Source organism: Synechococcus sp. PCC 7335 (assembly GCF_000155595.1).
Lineage (GTDB): Bacteria > Cyanobacteriota > Cyanobacteriia > Phormidesmidales > Phormidesmidaceae > Phormidesmis.
Map to the genome: position 1 here is coordinate 3,763,994 of NZ_DS989904.1, position 18,524 is coordinate 3,782,517.

General features: G+C 47.1%; 18 protein-coding genes. 8 read left to right on the forward strand and 10 right to left on the reverse strand.

Annotated elements, in window-relative coordinates; translation table 11 throughout:
• The first annotated feature begins 134 nt into the window (after positions 1-134).
• Positions 135-491, forward strand: coding sequence for a hypothetical protein (locus S7335_RS15895; protein WP_006455520.1), 357 nt, complete (start codon positions 135-137; stop codon positions 489-491).
• Positions 492-613: 122 nt separating this feature from the next.
• Positions 614-919 carry a YggT family protein gene (locus S7335_RS15900; RefSeq protein ID WP_006454770.1) on the forward strand — a complete coding sequence of 102 codons (306 nt, stop codon included), beginning with the start codon at positions 614-616 and terminating at the stop codon, positions 917-919.
• A 112-nt stretch (positions 920-1,031) separates the two neighbouring features.
• Here S7335_RS15900 and S7335_RS15905 read toward each other — a convergent pair whose 3' ends face one another.
• The 5 genes from S7335_RS15905 to efp form a co-directional block, all read right to left on the reverse strand.
• Positions 1,032-2,003 carry a threonine/serine dehydratase gene (locus S7335_RS15905; RefSeq protein WP_006454276.1) on the reverse strand — a complete coding sequence of 324 codons (972 nt, stop codon included), beginning with the start codon at positions 2,001-2,003 and terminating at the stop codon, positions 1,032-1,034.
• Positions 2,004-2,113: 110 nt separating this feature from the next.
• Positions 2,114-4,672, reverse strand: coding sequence for a glycogen/starch/alpha-glucan phosphorylase (locus S7335_RS15910; protein WP_006456779.1), 2,559 nt, complete (start codon positions 4,670-4,672; stop codon positions 2,114-2,116).
• A 447-nt stretch (positions 4,673-5,119) separates the two neighbouring features.
• Positions 5,120-5,521 (reverse strand): hypothetical protein, encoded by a 402-nt coding sequence (locus tag S7335_RS15915; RefSeq protein WP_006456425.1) that lies wholly within the window; start codon positions 5,519-5,521, stop codon positions 5,120-5,122.
• Positions 5,522-5,973: 452 nt separating this feature from the next.
• Positions 5,974-6,471 (reverse strand): acetyl-CoA carboxylase biotin carboxyl carrier protein, encoded by a 498-nt coding sequence (gene accB / locus S7335_RS15920; protein WP_369791682.1) that lies wholly within the window; start codon positions 6,469-6,471, stop codon positions 5,974-5,976.
• A gap of 53 nt (positions 6,472-6,524) precedes the next feature.
• On the reverse strand, positions 6,525-7,085 hold the full coding sequence (gene efp / locus S7335_RS15925; protein ID WP_006457682.1) for an elongation factor P: 561 nt from the start codon (positions 7,083-7,085) through the stop codon (positions 6,525-6,527).
• A 253-nt stretch (positions 7,086-7,338) separates the two neighbouring features.
• Here efp and S7335_RS15930 point away from each other — a divergent pair, with 253 nt between their 5' ends.
• The 5 genes from S7335_RS15930 (at position 7,339) to S7335_RS15950 (ending at position 13,411) form a co-directional block, all read left to right on the forward strand.
• Positions 7,339-8,466: a peptidylprolyl isomerase gene (locus S7335_RS15930; protein ID WP_050765999.1), complete on the forward strand. Its 1,128-nt coding sequence runs from the start codon at positions 7,339-7,341 to the stop codon at positions 8,464-8,466.
• A 5-nt stretch (positions 8,467-8,471) separates the two neighbouring features.
• Positions 8,472-9,560, forward strand: a complete 1,089-nt coding sequence (gene thiL / locus S7335_RS15935) for a thiamine-phosphate kinase (protein ID WP_006455068.1) — start codon at positions 8,472-8,474, stop codon at positions 9,558-9,560.
• 148 nt (positions 9,561-9,708) lie between these two features.
• A complete protein-coding gene (rpmF, locus tag S7335_RS15940; RefSeq protein ID WP_006453940.1) occupies positions 9,709-9,885 on the forward strand; it encodes a 50S ribosomal protein L32 in 177 nt (58 codons plus the stop codon).
• A 162-nt stretch (positions 9,886-10,047) separates the two neighbouring features.
• Complete coding sequence (nrtS, locus tag S7335_RS15945; RefSeq protein ID WP_006456750.1) at positions 10,048-10,263, forward strand: nitrate/nitrite transporter NrtS; 216 nt, start codon at positions 10,048-10,050, stop codon at positions 10,261-10,263.
• Between the two features lie 139 nt (positions 10,264-10,402).
• A complete protein-coding gene (locus tag S7335_RS15950) occupies positions 10,403-13,411 on the forward strand; it encodes an AAA family ATPase (RefSeq protein ID WP_038016362.1) in 3,009 nt (1,002 codons plus the stop codon).
• Positions 13,412-13,639: 228 nt separating this feature from the next.
• Here the strand turns inward: S7335_RS15950 and S7335_RS15955 are convergent, their stop codons facing one another.
• The 5 genes from S7335_RS15955 to S7335_RS15980 all read right to left on the reverse strand — a co-directional run bounded on the left by S7335_RS15955 (position 13,640) and on the right by S7335_RS15980 (position 16,974).
• The gene (locus S7335_RS15955; RefSeq protein WP_038016363.1) at positions 13,640-13,978 is read right to left on the reverse strand and encodes a DUF5615 family PIN-like protein; all 339 of its coding nucleotides are present in this window, start codon (positions 13,976-13,978) and stop codon (positions 13,640-13,642) included.
• Entirely contained in the window at positions 13,975-14,199 is a 225-nt protein-coding gene (locus S7335_RS15960) for a DUF433 domain-containing protein (RefSeq protein WP_038016364.1), read from the reverse strand. The genes S7335_RS15955 and S7335_RS15960 overlap by 4 nt, the downstream gene beginning before the upstream one ends.
• A 519-nt stretch (positions 14,200-14,718) precedes the next feature.
• Positions 14,719-15,153, reverse strand: coding sequence for a DUF29 domain-containing protein (locus S7335_RS15965; RefSeq protein ID WP_038016367.1), 435 nt, complete (start codon positions 15,151-15,153; stop codon positions 14,719-14,721).
• A 206-nt stretch (positions 15,154-15,359) separates the two neighbouring features.
• The gene (locus S7335_RS15970) at positions 15,360-15,983 is read right to left on the reverse strand and encodes a hypothetical protein (protein WP_006455839.1); all 624 of its coding nucleotides are present in this window, start codon (positions 15,981-15,983) and stop codon (positions 15,360-15,362) included.
• Positions 15,984-16,527: 544 nt separating this feature from the next.
• Positions 16,528-16,974: a Panacea domain-containing protein gene (locus tag S7335_RS15980; RefSeq protein WP_006456519.1), complete on the reverse strand. Its 447-nt coding sequence runs from the start codon at positions 16,972-16,974 to the stop codon at positions 16,528-16,530.
• 537 nt (positions 16,975-17,511) lie between these two features.
• On the opposite strand from S7335_RS15980, the gene S7335_RS15985 reads away from it, so the two are divergent.
• The gene (locus tag S7335_RS15985; RefSeq protein ID WP_255346479.1) at positions 17,512-18,441 is read left to right on the forward strand and encodes an integron integrase; all 930 of its coding nucleotides are present in this window, start codon (positions 17,512-17,514) and stop codon (positions 18,439-18,441) included.
• The last annotated feature ends 83 nt before the right edge of the window (positions 18,442-18,524 follow it).

The window sequence follows — 18,524 nt, forward strand, 5'->3', positions numbered from 1 at the left end:
AAATACAAGCGTCATCTCTCAGCTATGTCATTGCCAGCTTGTTAAGAGTCCATTTATAAATTTATGAAGCCCGTCTCAAAAACGCTATTGATATCTACAGACATAAAGAGAGGAAGTCAGAATTAAGGAGAGTCATGAGTCAGAATAACTTTGCGGGTGGATTTGTCGCCGGAGCTTTTGTAGGAGGAATCATTGGCGGCATTGTTGGTGTGCTCGCTAGCAATCGCCTACGCCTTGACGAAACCGATACTTTTGCCCAAATCTCGGATGAGAACCGGCGCCACTTTGAAGGAGCTAGCGCTGAAGAAAAAATGGAAATTGCCAGACGCGGCCTAGAAGATAAAATCTCCCAGCTAAACATGGCTATTGAAGATGCTCGCTTGCAAATGGGAAGAGTCAACGATGATGCTCCCAACGCTCAAGCATCTTCTGGACTTAGGACCAGCCTACAAGATCAATCTGTCCAAGCGCGAAATGATTCAATTCTGTAGTGAATTAGGGGTTACCCCCCGATTGCGAGCCGATCAGTTAAAATACAAGTCATTATTTGGACCTTACGCTTCTTTTAGACGCTAAGACTACTTACACACTTTGACGCTTATCCTATAGACCTATGCCCGCACAGATTATCGCTCCTATCATTCAAGGAGTGTCTACATTCCTTAGTATCTACCTTGTACTAATCTTTATTCGTATCTTACTCAGTTGGTTTCCCAATATTGACTGGTCTAATTCTGTATTTTCTACGCTTTCGCAGCTTACGGACCCATATTTGAACATATTTCGCGGCATCATACCGCCAATCGGTGGCCTGGATCTTTCTGCCATCATCGCTATCTTTGCGCTACAGATACTTTCTGGATTAGTAGCCAGCGCGGGTAATCAAATTGTTGCAATGGCTTACTATTCTGCTTACTGACTACTCTGCCTATTAACCAAGGCTAAACTTTGCTACTCGATCCATCTAAAAGCTCGCTTAGACACCCTTTAGCCGAACTTTTAGATGGGTCATCACTACAATAAACAACCAATTAATAGCTATTGCGGCTGACGTTGGCACCCAGTGCTTCTAGAAAGCTAGATAGATTTACATTCCCTCCACAAATCAGCACGCCAATCTTTTCTCCTGGTTGCGGCACGTACCGCTTTGAGATCAAAGCAGCAATCGGTACAACTCCCGCAGGCTCTGCTACGATCCGCCACTGATCCCATAGTAGCTGTTGAGCCTTTACTATCGAATCTTCATCAACTAGGACACATTCACCTACGTATTGCTGGGCGATTGGAAACATCATCTGACCAACTTGCCTAGCGCCTAAAGCGTCTGCTGCAATACCGCCGACTTCTACAATCGCTCGCTCACCTATTGCCATAGAATCATGTAGAGTTGGCGCTCTTTCTGGCTCTATGCTTACGACCTTACAGTGACCTTGATACCAGGCGGCGATCCCTCCAATCAAACCACCCCCGCCTACCGATACCAAAATAGTATCGAGATCAGGAGACTGTTTCTCGAACTCCAGCCCTACTGTCCCCTGCCCAGCAATGACTTCCCACTGATCAAAAGCATGGATGACTAAGGCATTCGTTTGTGCGGCTCGAACATAGCTTTTGTCCAAGGCTTCGAAGTAGTCACAGCCACCTATAGAAAGGAACGCACCGTAGTTCCTAATCCGATCTACCTTAGTTGTAGAAGAAACGGTTGGCACAAAGATTTCAGCTGGATAGCCCAGTTTTTTTGCTGCGTAGGCAACTGCCGCACCATGGTTGCCTCCTGATGCCGCAATCACCCCAGCTAATGGCACAGCGCTATTCAAAAGTTTGGAGAAGGCACCTCTTGTTTTGAAAGAGCCCGCGTGCTGAAACAGCTCTAACTTTAGAACAAGATCAGCATCTAGACCAAAGCTACCTGTTTTTGACCTAATAACTGGAGTTTCTCGAACGTAGGGAGAAATAATGCTGTAGACGTTTTCAATGAGCGGTTTAAACTCTTCCGGCTTCATTTCTTTATTTAACCCAAAGGCCTTCGATCGAGAAACCGAAGGCCTTTGTTCACATCTCCTGAAATATCAACTTTCGCTTAAGGCAGTCTCTTCTAAGCTGAGAGACTCTGCTATACGGGTAGGCGAGTGCTGTTATCTGTCATCATCGATAGAGTTTTGGTGTACTCCTGTAGCTCCACAGGAACAGGCTTAATGTTCCAGATCTGATCGCAGTATTCTTGAATAGCTCGATCAGAAGAGAACTTACCCATACGAGCCGCGTTCAAAATTGACATGCGAACCCAGTTATCTTGGTCTTTATAAGCGGCGTCTACCTGTTTTTGACAATCGACATAGGCTTGATAATCAGCTAGGACCATAAATCTATCTTGATTCAAGAGATTATCAATTAACGGTTTGAACATCTTTGTATCTCCGCTGGAGAAGACACCAGAGCCAATCAGGTCGATGACGGTACGGAGCCCTTCATTTTCCTCATAATACTTACGGGGACTGTAGCCCGTGGCTTTGAGCTCAGCAACTTCGTGTGCCTGAAGTCCGAACAAGAAGAAATTATCATCGCCAACTTCTTCGCGAATCTCAACGTTGGCACCGTCTAAAGTTCCAATAGTCAGTGCGCCGTTCATAGCAAATTTCATATTGCCTGTACCGGATGCTTCAAAACCTGCGGTCGAAATTTGCTCTGAAAGATCAGAGGCAGGGTAAATAGGTTGTGCGTTCGTAACGTTGTAGTTCGGATAGAAAACGACTTTAAGCTGATCGCGAATGTCTGGGTCGCGGTTGACTACACGGCCCACAGAGGTGATGAGCTTGATGATGAGCTTAGCCATAAAGTAGCCCGGCGCTGCCTTACCCGCAAAGATAAAGGTGCGTGGCGTAATGTTTAGATCCGGATTGCTCTTGAGCTGGTGGTAGAGCGAAATGATGTGCAGTGCGTTGAGCTGCTGACGCTTGTACTCATGAATACGCTTGATCTGTACGTCAAACATCGAGGTAGGGCTAACTTTGACGCCAGTTGCCCTTTCAATGCGTACGGCTAAGGCTTCTTTGTTTGCTTGCTTGATCTGTCGCCATTCAGTGCGAAAGCCCGGATCATCGGCAAACGATTCTAACTGCTTGAGTTGAAACAGGTCGGTGGGCCACTCGTCGCCAATGCGCTGATTGATCAACCGAGTAAGTTTAGGATTGCTGAGTACCATCCAGCGACGAGGCGTGACACCGTTGGTTTCGTTGATAAATTTCTCTGGGAAGAGCTGATAGAAGTCATTAAGTACAGTTTCTTTGAGTAGCTCTGTGTGAAGGGCCGCAACACCGTTAATGGCATGACTACCCACACAAGCAAGATTAGCCATGCGAACATAGCGACCACCGCTCTCGTCAATCAAAGACATGCGGGATATGCGCTCGTTGTCCTGGCCAAATTTGAGTCTGACATCTTCTAGGAAGTGACGGTTGATTTCGAAAATAATCTCAAGATGGCGGGGAAGTAAGTTGCCAAACAAGCCAATAGGCCAGCGTTCTAAGGCTTCGGGCAGAAGGGTGTGGTTGGTATAGGCAAGGGATTTTTGGGTGATTTCCCAGGCTTTATCCCATTCAAATTCGTGAACGTCGATGAGTAGACGCATGAGTTCTGCGACGGCGATCGCAGGGTGCGTATCGTTCATTTGCAGCGTATATTTTTCTGGGAATTGTTCTAGGGGAATGCCATCGCGCAGCATGATTCGAATCATGTCTTGCAAAGAGCAAGAGACAAAGAAGTACTGCTGCTCTAGGCGTAGCTGCTTACCTTCTAGGTGCTCATCATTGGGATAGAGCACTTTGGAGATGTTTTCAGAGACTACCTTGGAATTGACCGCACCGGAGTAGTCGCCGTGGTTAAAAGCTTCAAAGTCGAAAGCATCAGGCGATTCAGCTTTCCACAGACGGAGCGTAGTGGCTGTGTTGACTTTATAGCCAAGAATAGCTGTGTCGTAAGGGACGCCCTTAACGACGCGATCGCACACCCATTCTACCCGGTAGCTGCCTTTGTTATCGGTATATGCTTTGGTATAGCCACCTAGCTTAACTTCTTGAGCCCACAGCGGCCGAACAATTTCCCAAGGATTACCATTAGCTAGCCACTTGTCGGTGCGCTCAATCTGCCAGCCATCTTGAAGTTCTTGCTTAAAGATGCCGAACTCGTAGCGAATACCATAGCCTAGAGAGGGAATTTGTAGCGTTGCCATCGAATCTAGATAGCAGGCCGCTAGTCGACCCAAACCACCGTTGCCTAGACCAGGCTCTTGCTCTTGCGCCATAATTTCGGGCAAACTTAGGCCCAGATCAGCCATGGCTTCGTCTACTACATCGTATAGACCTAGGTTGATCAGGTTGTTTCCTAGATACGGCCCCATCAAAAACTCTGCTGATAAATAGACCGCTGTCCGCGACTTTTGAGCCCGGTAGGTGCTTGCCGAGCTGAGCCAGTGGTGCAGCATGCGATCGCGCACCGTATAGGCCAATGCCATATAGTAGTCCTGTATAGAGGCAATCTCCGGCGATTTCCCCTGTACATAGAACAAGTTGTCTAGAAACGCCCGTTTTAGTGTTTCTGGCGTTAGACCAGTACGATCATCTTCCACTCGGATAGTGGAACGTACTTGTGGTGTGTTGATCTCTTTGGATTGCATAAGTCACCAGATAGATGGATGGGGGGCAATATAAGCAGGTTGGCTGAGGTCTGTTTATCGACGCTGTTCCCTTGAATTTTTGCTTGAGTTAATAGCTAAAAGACTTAATTTAAGTCAAATTTCAATCACTCAAGGTTATATGGACATTTGCCTCCTAGGGTTTAACCTACATAAAGTCATAAGATGCAGCGACAAACGGTAAAGCTAACTACTAAAGCTAGGTAATTATGCCCACTGGCGATCGCTATTAACTCTTTCCTAGCGTGTCGTTTGCGTTTGCGGGCTCATAGAACTAAAGAAAAAAGAATAGGAAAGCAAAACTTTCAGCTACCGTGCGGTCTACAAGTGAAAGCCCAGTAGTATCTGTTCTGACTACTGGGCTATTCCTAGATTGGGTGGATACTATGTATATCTACGACGTGATCGCTGAGCGCGTAAGGTAAGCATCTAGCGAGGTTTATCCGCAGGACCATCATCTTTTTGAGATTGCTCTAGCAGGCGTTCAAAACGCTCTTTACTCCAGCGATCGGTAGCATAGGAAATAGCGCTAATTTCCTCTAAACGAATTAGCCAAACAGTGCGCTGGTAGGGGTCGTCAGGTAATTCCTCGTCCTCGAATCCCTCAGCCACATCAACATCGACCACCTCGACATATTCTGCGTCTAGATAGATAGGTATGCCCACTAAGCGTGTCCCTGGCATACGAAACCAAACTTCGCTACCGGCGTGGAGGGCTTCTTCTAATCGGCGGTACAGTCGGCTCGAAGAATTTGAAGTGGCGGCGGCGGCAGGTCGAGTGCTAGTAGACTGCTCCTGACGGGCGGTGTTCTTCATCATGCCTTCTGTCATAATCTTCCTCCTCTTAATATGCTGCTTGCTTCTGTGTCCTACTTCATTCGACTTACTAGCTTAGTGTTTAGATTTCGTTAGTTCTGCTAGTTATTAGGATACAAAGATGTTTGTTCCGTCAGTTCAGGTGATGCTTTGGCACAGCATACCGTGCCAACTAAAGATGAGTCATCTTAATTCACAAGGATTATCCGACTGTAGAGAACCGCGCATCTACGACTGATCACCCCTAACTGATTGCGCCTAGTAGATGCCTTCTGTAGGCAAGTGGCATGCAATATCACTACAACATAGCAAATCCCTACTTAATTGGTCGCTTTAATTGATCGCTTTAGTTTAGTGAGTATTAGCTTTGGTTAGATATAGCTTTTCTACAGTTTTTGACAAAAGTGAATTTGAGCAGCCTACTACTAAGTGGGCTTAAGTGGGTTGAAAGAATAGGCTGGAAAAACTTACTTAGCAAGTTTTACTCGCATCAGTGGCTGTCCAAATTCGATCGGTTCAGCATTTTCTACCAGAATGGCTACAATTTCGCCAGACACTTCGGCTTCTAGCTCGTTCATTAGCTTCATTGCCTCGATGATGCATACTGTTTGACCCGACTGGATGCGATCGCCTACTTCTACGAAGGCAGACTCATCCGGCGCGGGCGATCGATAGAACGTACCGACCATTGGCGAGGTGATCTCGACTAAAGACGCATCAATCGCTGGTGTAGACGGAGTAGTAGGCTCTGCTGGCGTACTAATAGGAGCCGGCGGCGAGATTGGTGCTGCTGGCTCAATGGGCGCGGCGGGCGTAGTACTTGGAGCTGCGCTAAGAACAACTTCTGGCTGGAGCGCAGAAGGTTTACGAAGCGTCAGTTCAAATTCATCGTTTTTTAGGGTTAGCTCAGCGATGTCAGTCTGGTCTATAGCCGTTACCAACTCGCAGAGTTCTTTAAAGTTCACCTGTAAAATCCCATATTAAAAATGTTCATAGCTAGTGCGCAAATCATACAACCTTAGGTTTCACGACCTAGATAGGTATCGTTACGAGTGTCGATTTTGATTCTTTCACCCTGAGAAATGAACAGCGGTACCATCACCTGAGCGCCCGTTTCAACGGTGGCAGGTTTGGTTCCTCCAGTAGCCGTATCACCCTTGACTCCTGGATCAGTCTGAGTGATCTCTAAAACGACAGTGTTGGGCAGTTCTACTTCTAGAACTCGCTCATCCCAAGTCAAAACGGTTACTTCCATTTCTTCTTTGAGATACTTCACAGCATCACCAATTTGATCAGCGTTGAGCCGACTTTCCTCGTAAGTTTCCATATCCATAAAGACGTATTGATCGCCGTCTCTATAGGTGTATTGCTTGTTTCTCTTTTCAAGTATTGCCTGAGGCACCATCTCGCCCGCCCTAAAAGTCCGTTCGAGCGTGTTGCCTGTCTGCGCATTTTTCAGCTTAGTACGCACAAAAGCAGAGCCTTTGCCAGGTTTGACGTGCAAAAACTCAACGACGCGCCACACGGAGCCATCGATTTCGATACTGGTACCGGTGCGGAAATCATTGCTAGAGATCATGATGATAGCTAAAAGGTGCTAAGGCAATCGGCAATCATTGTACAGCTCGGCGGTTAGTTGCCTGCTAATTATGCTCCATAAATTAACAGCCTCACTACGGGCTAGACCTGCTGATAAAGTTAGCTAGCTGATGGCAGATAGTGTGAGCGTACTAATTGATAACAAGGGTTACAGCATCGGCGGGTGACTGGGGGTGAGGGACCCAGACTATGGCAAGATCAAAGCTGAACGCCAAAAGTCTCCCAATCAAGCCATGAATTTGCGAAAGCTTAAAAGTCTGATCAAAGCCGCTTGTTTTAGTCTGTTGCTATCCGCGATGTGTCTATTGACATCCGTGATGCCTGCACAGGCGATCGCGCTTAATCCGGTTCTAGCGCCTGTCCTAGCTGGGCTGCCGCCAGGAAATGCAATCACAGACGGTGCGGCTCTACTACGCTACGCTTTACCGATTGACAATAAGGAGATCCGGTCGATTCAAGGCGACTTAGAAGAGATTTCTGAATGGCTGCGCAGTAAGCGCTGGGGACCCATGAAGAAAGACGTTAATAAAGTAGAACGAGTACTCAATAGAAAGCGAGACGCGATTCTAGCTAGCGTGCCAGAAGATCGCCAAGCGCAGGCCAATCAGATTCTCGATAGTTTAGCAGGCGGACTAGAGCCTATTCGTGAAGCAATCGAGGCCGAAGACAAAGAAGGCGTTTGGACTGAGCGTAAGCAGCTGCTAGATCAAGTCGGCGAGCTAGAAGAGCTGATGGTAGACGGCTTTCCGTTTGAAGTGCCGGCTGAATATGATAATTTGCCCCAGCTTAAAGGTAGAGCGACGGTTAAGTTCGAGACGACTAAAGGCGATGTGACTGTTGTTGCAGATGGCTACAGCGCCCCGGTTACTGCTGGTAACTTTGTTGATCTAGTCAATAAGAAATTCTATGACGACATGCCATTTATCCGCGCTGAAGACTTTTATGTCTTGCAAACAGGCGATCCAGAAGGACCAGATGCGGGCTATATCGATCCAGAAACGGGCGAGTATCGGGCGATCCCCATGGAAATTCTGGTTAAAGGCGATGATGAACCGATCTATGGCTTCACGCTAGAGGAAATTGGTCAGTATATGGACGAGCCGGTTCTACCGTTCAACTCCTATGGCAGCTTGGCTCTTGCTAGACCTAGCAACGACAACAACGGTGGGTCTTCGCAGTTTTTCTTCTTCTTGTTTGAAGCGGAGCTAACCCCTGCAGGTCGCAATATGCTAGACGGACGCTATGCAGTCTTTGGCTATACAATCGATGGCAAAGAGGTCTTGCGATCGCTCAGCCAAGACGACAAAATTATCTCTGCTAGCGTGATTGACGGACTTGAAAACCTTGAACAGCCAGGTTAGTTCAATTGGCAGCTACAGACCAAAGTTGCGATTCTTCTGACATCGAATCTCAAGCTGAAGCACTTGCCCCTACGGTCGCAGATATTGGTGAGCTAGCTCTCATCGAACGGCTAAAGCCATATTGTGCAACTGGGGCCATCGGTGACGATGCTGCGACTTTAAACATTCGGCCAAACCACAAGCTAGTGACTACGACTGATATGTTAGTCGAGGCCGTTCACTTTAGCGATCGCACAACCCCGCCTTATTCAGTTGGGTGGCGAGCGGTAGCGGCTAACCTATCTGATTTAGCCGCTATGGGCGCAGAGCCACTAGCAGTGACGGTTGGACTAGGTTTGCCTAGTGATACACCGCTGAGCTGGGTGGAAGCACTTTACCAGGGCATGTCGGACTGCTTAAGCACGTATGGTGGTGAGATTGTGGGCGGCGATCTTTGTCGCGCAAGCTGCCAGACAGTATCGGTTACAGCGTTAGGAGAAGTCCAGCCATCACAGGTGATTTGTCGAAATACGGCAATACCAGGAATGACAGTCGTAGTTACAGGTGCCCATGGAGCCTCTCGGGCTGGACTAGCGGTTTTGCTAGGTGAGCTGACCTTAGATGAACCAATAGCACCTAACGGAGAGATAGCCGCGTTCGTAGCCACCTGGATCAAGGCGCACCAGGAGCCAGTGCCTCGATTTGATGCGATCGCTACTCTTCACCAAATTATTAAAGATCAAATGCTAGCTACCTCTGATACTTATCCAGTAGTTGCGGGGATGGACAGCAGTGATGGCTTGGCCAATGCGCTATTGCAGCTGAGTAGCAGCAGCGGAATTGGGATGAATATTGGGCAATCACAAATCCCGCTTGCAGCTGGGCTGACTGCTATCGTCGGCGCTAAAACTGCCTTAGACTGGGCTCTCTATGGAGGAGAAGACTTTGAGCTCGTGCTATGCTTGCCACCGTCTCTAGCCAAGGTATTCACCCAGACCTCTCTTGGCATCGCCATTGGTACTACAACAGATACCGGCACCGTCTACCTATGTTCTGCATCATATGGTCAAGAGAAGCGCACCCCCCTTTCTCATCAAGGCTTTGAGCACTTCTAAACTTGATCCTTAGTTAGGTCTCTCTCAATGTGGTTTGCTCGATTTGGCCTCTTAGCCTCATTTGGCCTCTTTGAACTGCCTCTTTGAACTTAAGTGCAATAGTGTACTACACTAGCAAAGTTGTTCAATTCCACAAATTATTACGCTTATGGCGGTTCCAAAGAAGAAAACTTCCAAATCCAAGCGGGACAGTCGTAGAGCTACCTGGAACCGCAAAGCAGCTATCCAAGCGCAGCGAGCGCTCTCTCTAGGTAAGTCTGTACTGACCGATCAATCTAACAGCTTTGAGTATCCTTCCAAAGACGATGAAGAGGATGATGAATAGGGATAGATAGAGCTTTTTGTCACACGGCTTTAGTCAATCCCAGAAGCGATTATCATTTGTTACAATTTTTAAAGGTAGAGTCTTAGGCTCTGCCTTTTTTAATAAAAACACACATTTGATTTCCTAGAAGACATGGTGAGGCCAAAAAGAACTGTCAAACGTATGCAATTGACGCTGGCTCAGCAGCGGTGTCGTACCGTCGCCATGCGGGTTGCGTTAATTGTAGGGACAGTTCTCTTTACCATCAATCACGGTCAGGCTTTAGTGCAAGATGAAATGAGCCCTAGCCGCTGGTTTGCCGCCCTACTGACGTATTGTGTACCGTTCATGGTGAGCATCCATGGCCAGAGTAGCCAGCGGGCTAGCCGACTTTCTTAAGTAGATCGCGATCCGGCCTATAAGTTAGCCGGATCGATTGCGATCGCACTTATTTAAATACACGATCAAACAAGTGCAGGCGTACGCCAGATCGTTTGTATTGGTATGATAGGAACCTGATTATGTGCGATCGCACCGCATGGTTCCAAAACAGCTAAAGCTCCAAAATTTCTTGAGCTACCAGGAGGTAGTGCTAGATTTTGCCGGACTGCATGTGGCTTGTGTGTGTGGGCCAAACGGAGCGGGAAAATCATCGCTGTTAGAGGCGATCGCCTGGTGTATCTGGGGACAGAGCCGCGTTAGCGCCGAGGACGATATTGTCCGTCAGGGTAGTCTAGAAGCTCAGGTCAGCTTTTGCTTCGAGCAAGGCGGACAAAGCTATCGAATTATTCGGACTCGCCGCCGTTGTCAAAATAGCACCTTAGAGTTTCAGATAGAAACGGCAGCAGGCTTTCGAAGCCTGACTCAAAAAGGCGTCCGTGCTACTCAACAATACATTTCTCAGCAGCTAAAGATAGACTACGAAACCTTTGTCAACGCTGCCTATCTACGTCAGGGTCGCGCTGACGAATTTATGCTGAAGCGCCCTGCTGAGAGAAAGCAGGTACTAGCTGATTTATTAGGGCTAGGCCGTTACGATCAGCTTTCTGAACAGGCTAAAGCCCAGGCCAAAGACTATAAGGCCCAAATTCAGCCGATAGCACTTTTGGTAGATCAGCTCTCGAGCCAGCTAGAGACCCGTGCTGCGATCGAGCAAGACTATCGTCAGCTACAAGCTCAGATCGACGCAGGAAAGGCAGCACAAAGTCTCAAAATAAAAGCGCTTAATCAGCTGAGAAAGCATCAAGAAAAGCGGCTTCACCTTCAGCAGCAGCTAGCGCTACTAGACCAAGAACAACGCCATCAACAGGATGTTCTAAGTACGGTAGGCAACGCCCTCGAACAAGCGCAGACTCAGCTATCTAGCATTGAGCAGATACTGAAGAATGCGCCCACCATTCAGCAGCAATATGAGCAGCTTGAGGAACTACGTAGGCTAGAGGAAGAACAGTCAAAGCAGTTTCAACGCTATCAGCGTATTCAATCTAAGCGACTACGCTATCAGCAGCAGCACACTCAGAGGGTGCAAACGCGTCAACTCCGCCTAGCTCAGATAGAGACTCAGTTCAGCGAACTGACGCAGCAAGAAAATTCGCTCCAACAATCGTTAGAGCAAAAAGCAGAAATATCGCGTCGCTTAGAAGCACTCAAAGTAGCTAAAGCGCAGCTCAGACAGTTTGATATAACACAGGCTAAAAGCGCGCCGCTGCGACAGCGCTTCCAACAACTTCAAGGTCAAATTGCTCAGGCTAGAACTCGTTTGGCTACTCGCATAGAAGAGTTAGGAAGTCGCCGGGAACAAATCTTGACTCAGCAGGTGCAAGCGCCCCAGCTGGCAGAAAGCGCGACGGAAATTTCTCATCGACTAGCGTATCTAGAACAAAGAAAGAAATATCAGGAGGCGGTACGAGAGAAGGGAGTAGAGCGGCGCAGTTTTATGGAAAGGCTACGCGAGAGCCAGCGAAACTGTGAGGTAGAACTTGGCAAACTCGATCAGACCCTAGCGTTACTAGAAGATCCAGACGAGTCCCACTGTCCACTGTGTGCCCAGGCCTTGGAAGGCGCAAACTGGCAAAAGCTAGGCGATCGCGTCCGAGAACAAAGAGAGGACGTCCAGAACCAAATCTGGGCTATTCGTGAACAGCTAGCGGTTTCAGAGAGCGAAATTCAAGTGCTGCGTCAGGAATATCGTGCTTTGGAAGCAGAATTAGCGAGCTACTCTTCTTTTCTAGAAGAAAAAGGACAGCTAAAGGAAAAGCTTGCTTCTGTAGATACTTGGCAAGGGCAGCTACAAGAGATGGGCGCAGAGCGGGCTCAGCTAGAGCGGTGCCTACAGGAAAACGACTACGCTGAAGAACTGCAGGGTGAGCTTCAACGGATCGAAAAGCAGCTAGCGGAGATTAGCTACGATGATCGCGATCATGCTTTAGTGCGATCACAAGTCGAAAGACTTCGCTGGAGTGAACTCAAGCATAGTGAGCTCAAGCAAGCCGAGCGTCGGTTGATACAGATTCAAGCCCAGCGATCGCAGCTAGAGGTAGAAGCTCAATCAGTCCACGCTGCTATAGAAGCAGCGGACCATCACCCTACTGCAAAGGAGCTAAAAGAATTAGACCAGCAGCTAGCAGCCACTCGCTATAGTCTGAGCAAACACAACCAGATTAGAGATGAACTGAAGCAAGCTAGACAGTGGGAAAGTAAATATCAGCGATTGCAGCAGGCACAGATGCAACATATCGAAGCTGCGCGCAAAGTTAACCTGCTAAGCACAGACTACGCTACCCAAACCACAAAGCTGAAGGCGGTTATAGAAAAAGTGACTACTTGTACTCAGCAGGTCTTTGAGCTACGAGATGTCACAGGAGATATTGAGGCACTACAGGCATGGCTAGATAGCTACCGAGAAAGCCGCGATCAGCAACTTTCTACGCTAGGTCGGCTTGATCAAAAGCTTTCTCAGCTAGACGTTGTCCAAGAACAGCATCAAGCACAACAGAAGAAACTAGCTGATTTTCAGCACCGGTATCTGGTCTATAAATCGCTAGCGGATGCCTTTGGCCGCAATGGTATTCAAGCGCTGATGATCGAGAATCTACTACCCCAGTTAGAAGCTACAACCAATCAGATTCTGGGTAGGTTGAGCCACTACCAGCTACATGTGCGGTTTGTGACGCAGCGGACCGGGCGGGACAAGAAAAAACTGATCGACACGCTAGACATTTTAATTGCTGATGCCAAAGGCACCCGGCCCTATGAAACTTACTCAGGCGGTGAGGCGTTTAGGGTAAACTTTGCGATTCGTTTAGCGATCGCTAGACTACTGGCCCTGCGGTCTGGCACAGCCCTACAGATGTTGATTGTCGATGAAGGTTTTGGCACTCAAGATAAAGCCGGATGTGAGCGACTAATTGCCGCGATAGAGGCGATCGCACCTGACTTTGCCTGCATTCTTACCATCACCCACATGCCGCACTTTCGCGAGGCCTTCCAGACCCGTATAGACGTGTACAAAGACAACGATGGCTCTCATATTCTGATTTCAGAATAGTCTGGACATCATTAGCGAACGCTTTCCACACACTCTCAAAATTCATGCCCTTCGATACTCTGTTGAAAGTATGTCTCAAAATATGTCTCAGAATCGATTTCTCGAAAAGCCTAAGAGATTGTAAGACACGTTCCTACTTAACGTTCCTGGTCAACGGTTGCCAAGATTTTTGCAACGCCACAAGAGGCTTGGGTCGATCCGCTGCACCAGGGTTGTTAGCCTGCATGGCTAGTCTCCACTGATTTCTACTAATGTCTCGCCAGTAGCTAAAATTTTCAAAGCTTTAGGTAACGTCTCGCTCAGAATTTCGCGTAACTTCGCATTGGAGGTATTGCCACAAGTCAACCAAATAATTTGTGGCGGCGAACCCAACCGCTCGACCAGATCCACAAAGTCGCTGTCTTTTGTCATCACAATAGCTTTTTGGTCTTTTGCAGCCTCAAAGATTTCAGGGTCTTCAGCATCTCTTAGCTCAAGATCGCGCAAGGCTATTGCTTTAAACCCAAACGTGCCGGTGATCCAAGTCGCTATTGCTGGAGACAGGTGTGCATCCACCCAAATAGTCATGCCACTAAAACTGGATGGTTAAGTTTCCGCGAAGCATACGAAAGTGACGCCTTCAAATCATCTGCTTCAAGATCGGGCATTTCCTCTAAAATCTCTCCTGCACTAAGACCTGCTGCGAACAGATCCAACACATCTGACACTCGGATCCTCATCCCTCGAATACAGGGGCGACCACCGCATTGCTTGGGGTTAATAGTAATTCTTTCAAGTAAGGATGGCATAGAGTGTATCTCAGTAGTTGCTTTTCCTCTAGTATGAATGAAGTTTGCCCACCTGAAACCTAAAGGGAAGGGGGCAAAGCCCCTGCCTATATCTACATCATCATTTACTACAGCATTCCCTTTCCACGTAGAAATGCCAGAGCAGTCGCTACAACTTCATTCTATCCAAATCGACTTCCATGACGAGAATCGGATGAATGATAATCGACGATATTGCATTGACTATCGAAGCTCACAATGAAGTGAGGATAGTCATCATTCGATGGATATTTACCAGCTCCACAGATCATGAGTTGTCCACGCTTTGTGACCTTCGCTTCTAGTTTGTTACCAGCAGATTACCAACCGCTCATACTCCATCCTCCATAGACAAGCTCAAAGTTTTAGTCTCAATAGGAACGAATCAATGCTCCTAATCGAAAGAGTGCCTAGAATTGCAGGCTAACGGCTCAAATCAGCGGCGGCAGACAATCCCGAAACGGCATCAGTAGATTTCATCCATCCGCTGCATTTGAATTGTTAGCTCTCTGGTAGCCAGTTTTCTGCCAAGACGACTTCTAGAGAGTATGGGCACACTTCTGGAAATGTCGAAATTTCCATTCCCGTTTGCTTGGCAGCTTGACGACGGGCACGTTGATAACTCCCTTCAAGTTGCTCTACCGTATAGCTCCTTAGGCTAGGACTATCTTCAATCGTCAATTCGATCTGAGTACGCGCATCAGTGATAGAGTCAAGCCAACTATCTGAGCGGCGCTGAGGTTGATATTGCCACTTGAGCAGATGCAGTAAAAGACGAGTTAGCTGGCTAGCAATCCCTCGCCGTTCACTTTTTCCCAAATCTTCAACCTCTTCAATCAAATTTGGTACATCGATTTCATGCCAACGACGCTCACGTAACAGTTGAGCTGTTTGGTTAATCCACGAACTAAAATCCGTTAAATATGTCTTGCTCATGTTCAACCTGACCTTTCGCAGTTGCAGCACCTACTTACGAAGCCTTGCACCTCAATAATAGCGCTCAAACTCGTAGACTTTACTGGGAAGTACAGATCCTCGAACTACTCCCTAAACCGTATATGAAAGCTAACGCCCTGTATCAGCGAAAGCAAAAATCAGTAGCGAGAGTAACGGGGCTTCTTGATTTTCGCTGAATGCTTTTGTTAGACGATGGTTTCTACTGATTTCATGGGTACGGTTTGCGCTACCAAGTGGGCAAACTCTTTGATTTCAGCGCTTGAGCACAGGCGAATAAACCGGATATGGTCCCATCGTGGATCTAAGTGGTATGCAAGCATTCTTTGGCGTTTGGGCTGGTATTGAGTGAGAATCCACCACAACAAGGAATCTTCTTTACGCCAAACCATCAACTGCGGCCAGAACTTTTCATAGTTAGTTCCCCACAGCAATTCATTTGTTCGCCAGCGATGCCATGAGCGCTTGAGCACACGCCAAACTAACTGATAAAGAGGTAGGTCAAGCCATACGATTGTTTCAAGTCGAGGCCAAAAGACTTGTTGAGAAAACTTGGTATAAGAACCTGCGACTACCCAACTATCACCCACTGTAGCTTTTTGTATGCGTCGAATAAACTTGTCGGGATTAGTGTCGTTTAAGCTAACCCAATTCGGCTCCCAATTTAATGCATCTAATTCAACAAAAGACACATTCAATGAAGCAGCCAGCTGACTACCTAAAGTGCTCTTACCAGAGCAGCTATTGCCAGTAATTAAGATCCGCTGCCCAATAGTGTTGGCTTGAATAGCAGGACTATGCTTCTCTGTCATTTTGTCATTTCAGAATCGAAGAACTTAACTCGGCTAACGTTCCCAATCACCCGCCGCAGATAATCTTGAATTCGAACAGATAACCTATCAACGGTCGGGTGCATTGGGGTTGTTATGCGGCGATCTCTACTAACCTTTTGCTGGATAAAGTAAATGTTCGGGATCTAACCAAACAATATAAAAGACTTCATCAATAAGAAATCCATGAACTCTACCGTGCTCGTTTGAAGAGAGGGAAAACTGGTAAGGAGTGTCTACCAACTGTTCCTCGTTCGGTAATCCAAACCCATTTTCGCTTGTATCTTCCCATTTGATTGGATGGCATCGAAGAGAACTGCTACGATTCACTAATAGTTCTCGATTAGACAAACCTGATAAAGCCTTTAGGCGATCAATTAGCGTTAGCCAGTATATAGTTATTCTGTCATTACAATAAAACTTATCGTGTCCGTCTTGATAATACTTAAACGAAAAGCTGATGCCTTGCGGCTTCAGCTTTGTTGATTCAATCCCAGATGTACTATTCTTCGGGATTTTAGTCTTCTTAATCTTCTTCGACACGTGCCCCGTAGTACTCCTTCATCCACTCTTTCTTGATGACTTCATTGGAAGACGCATCTGAGGGTAAATCTCCTCTAGCCCAGTCCCAGGGAGCTTCAGCATGAGTCATTTGCTCTAGCTCATAGGCATCACAAGCAAAGTACTCTTCCGCAACTTCGTCAAGGAATTGAAAAACATCTTCAGGAAGCTTAGGATCAGCGTCTTCCAGAATTGGTTGCCATCCAAAGGTCTTATACTTTTGATATAAAGATGGGATGACCGGTCCATGCACCCAAGCCTGAAAATCTTCTGCAAAGAGAGGATCGTCATAGAGTGCGATATGCCAAGCCTGAGCATAGTAAACAAGCTTTTGAAGCTTTAAGTTACTAATGAAGGAGCCAGTTTCGTTCGCTAGCCAAATAAAATAGTCTGCTATGTCAAAGCAGGACATCACTAAGCTCACCCCCTTAATTACAAAGCCCTGGAAAGACTCATAGGCTTACATACCCAGTTTATACAGTTCTTGCAGCAGAAGCTATGAGGAATTCCCCAGCCTCATAGTTTACTTGTACTATTATAAACTTTTGGCTAAGCAACTGCATAAAAAATTACCAAATTCCAGCAAGTTCACCTCGCCAACAAATTCCAACATGTGTCCCCGACAGGTAGCCTCAAGCCGCATAACTATATATTCAGTGTCAGATTTGCTGTATAACCTCCTTATCTAGGATCTTAAATGTCAAGGTTGACAGATAACTACCCTGTCCACAGAAGTTATCTGTCAATTCTGCTGGATAAGTCCGTAGAAGTAGGGTGTTATTTATCACAGAAGTAGGGTGTTATTTATCACATCTGAAGGTTTAAGTAGAGTATGCGGTGCTTATACAGCAAGTTTGCTGTGCAAGTGCCCAGATATTTGCTTATTACCACACTAAAAAGTATGCCATGCCAGCAACCACCGCGCCTACTCGACTAGGTTAGGGAGGCAATCAGGCTGAAGCACTTTAGCTTGTCAACGGAAAAGTCGTACGTCTACTACATCCGCGACTACATTCTTTTTCATAACAAGCAGCATCCAAAGAAGATGGGAGCCTCTGAGATCAGAGCATATCTATCGCATTTAGCGACCGTCCGCCATGTTGCAGCCTCGACCCAAACCGTCGCTCTCAGCGCTTTACTGTTTCTCTATCGCCAGGTTTTAGGGATAGAGCTGCCATACATAGACAACATCGAACGAGCGAAGCGGCCTCAGCGTCTGCCAGTTGTCTTTACTCGCTCTGAGGTGATGCGAATCCTAGCCAATCTAGATGGAATCAATCACCTGGTTGTTAGTCTTCTATACGGTACGGGCATGCGACTGATGGAGGGCTTACGATTGCGGGTAAAGGACATTGACTTTGAGTACCGCCACATTACGGTGCGAGATGGCAAGGGCAAAAAAGATCGCCATACGCTGCTGCCAGAATCTGTAATACAGCCACTTCAGCACCAGCTCAAGAAAGCCAAGCATCTGCATGAACAAGATTTGGCAGTGGGATACGGCACTGTAGAGCTGCCCTATGCGTTGGCACGAAAATATCCTAGTGCGCACAAGGAGTGGAAATGGCAATTTGTGTTTCCTTCCGGGAAGCGGTCACTCGATCCAAGATCCAAAGTCGTTCGCAGGCACCATTTGTATGAGCAATCTGTCCAACGCGCTGTAAAGAAAGCAATACAGAAAGCTGAAATCACTAAAAACGGAGGCTGTCATACATTGCGGCACAGCTTTGCAACTCACTTGCTCGAAGATGGCTACGATATCCGTACGGTACAAGAACTACTTGGACACAAGGATGTGAAAACAACGATGATTTACACTCATGTCTTGAACAAAGGTGGACATGGTGTACAGAGTCCCCTGGACAAAGAGTTTGCATAAACACTATAGCTATTCAAATCACAATCGCGGCTGACTGTTCTTCAAAGTCAAACCATAGAGCATGCTCAGCAACAACTGCTCAT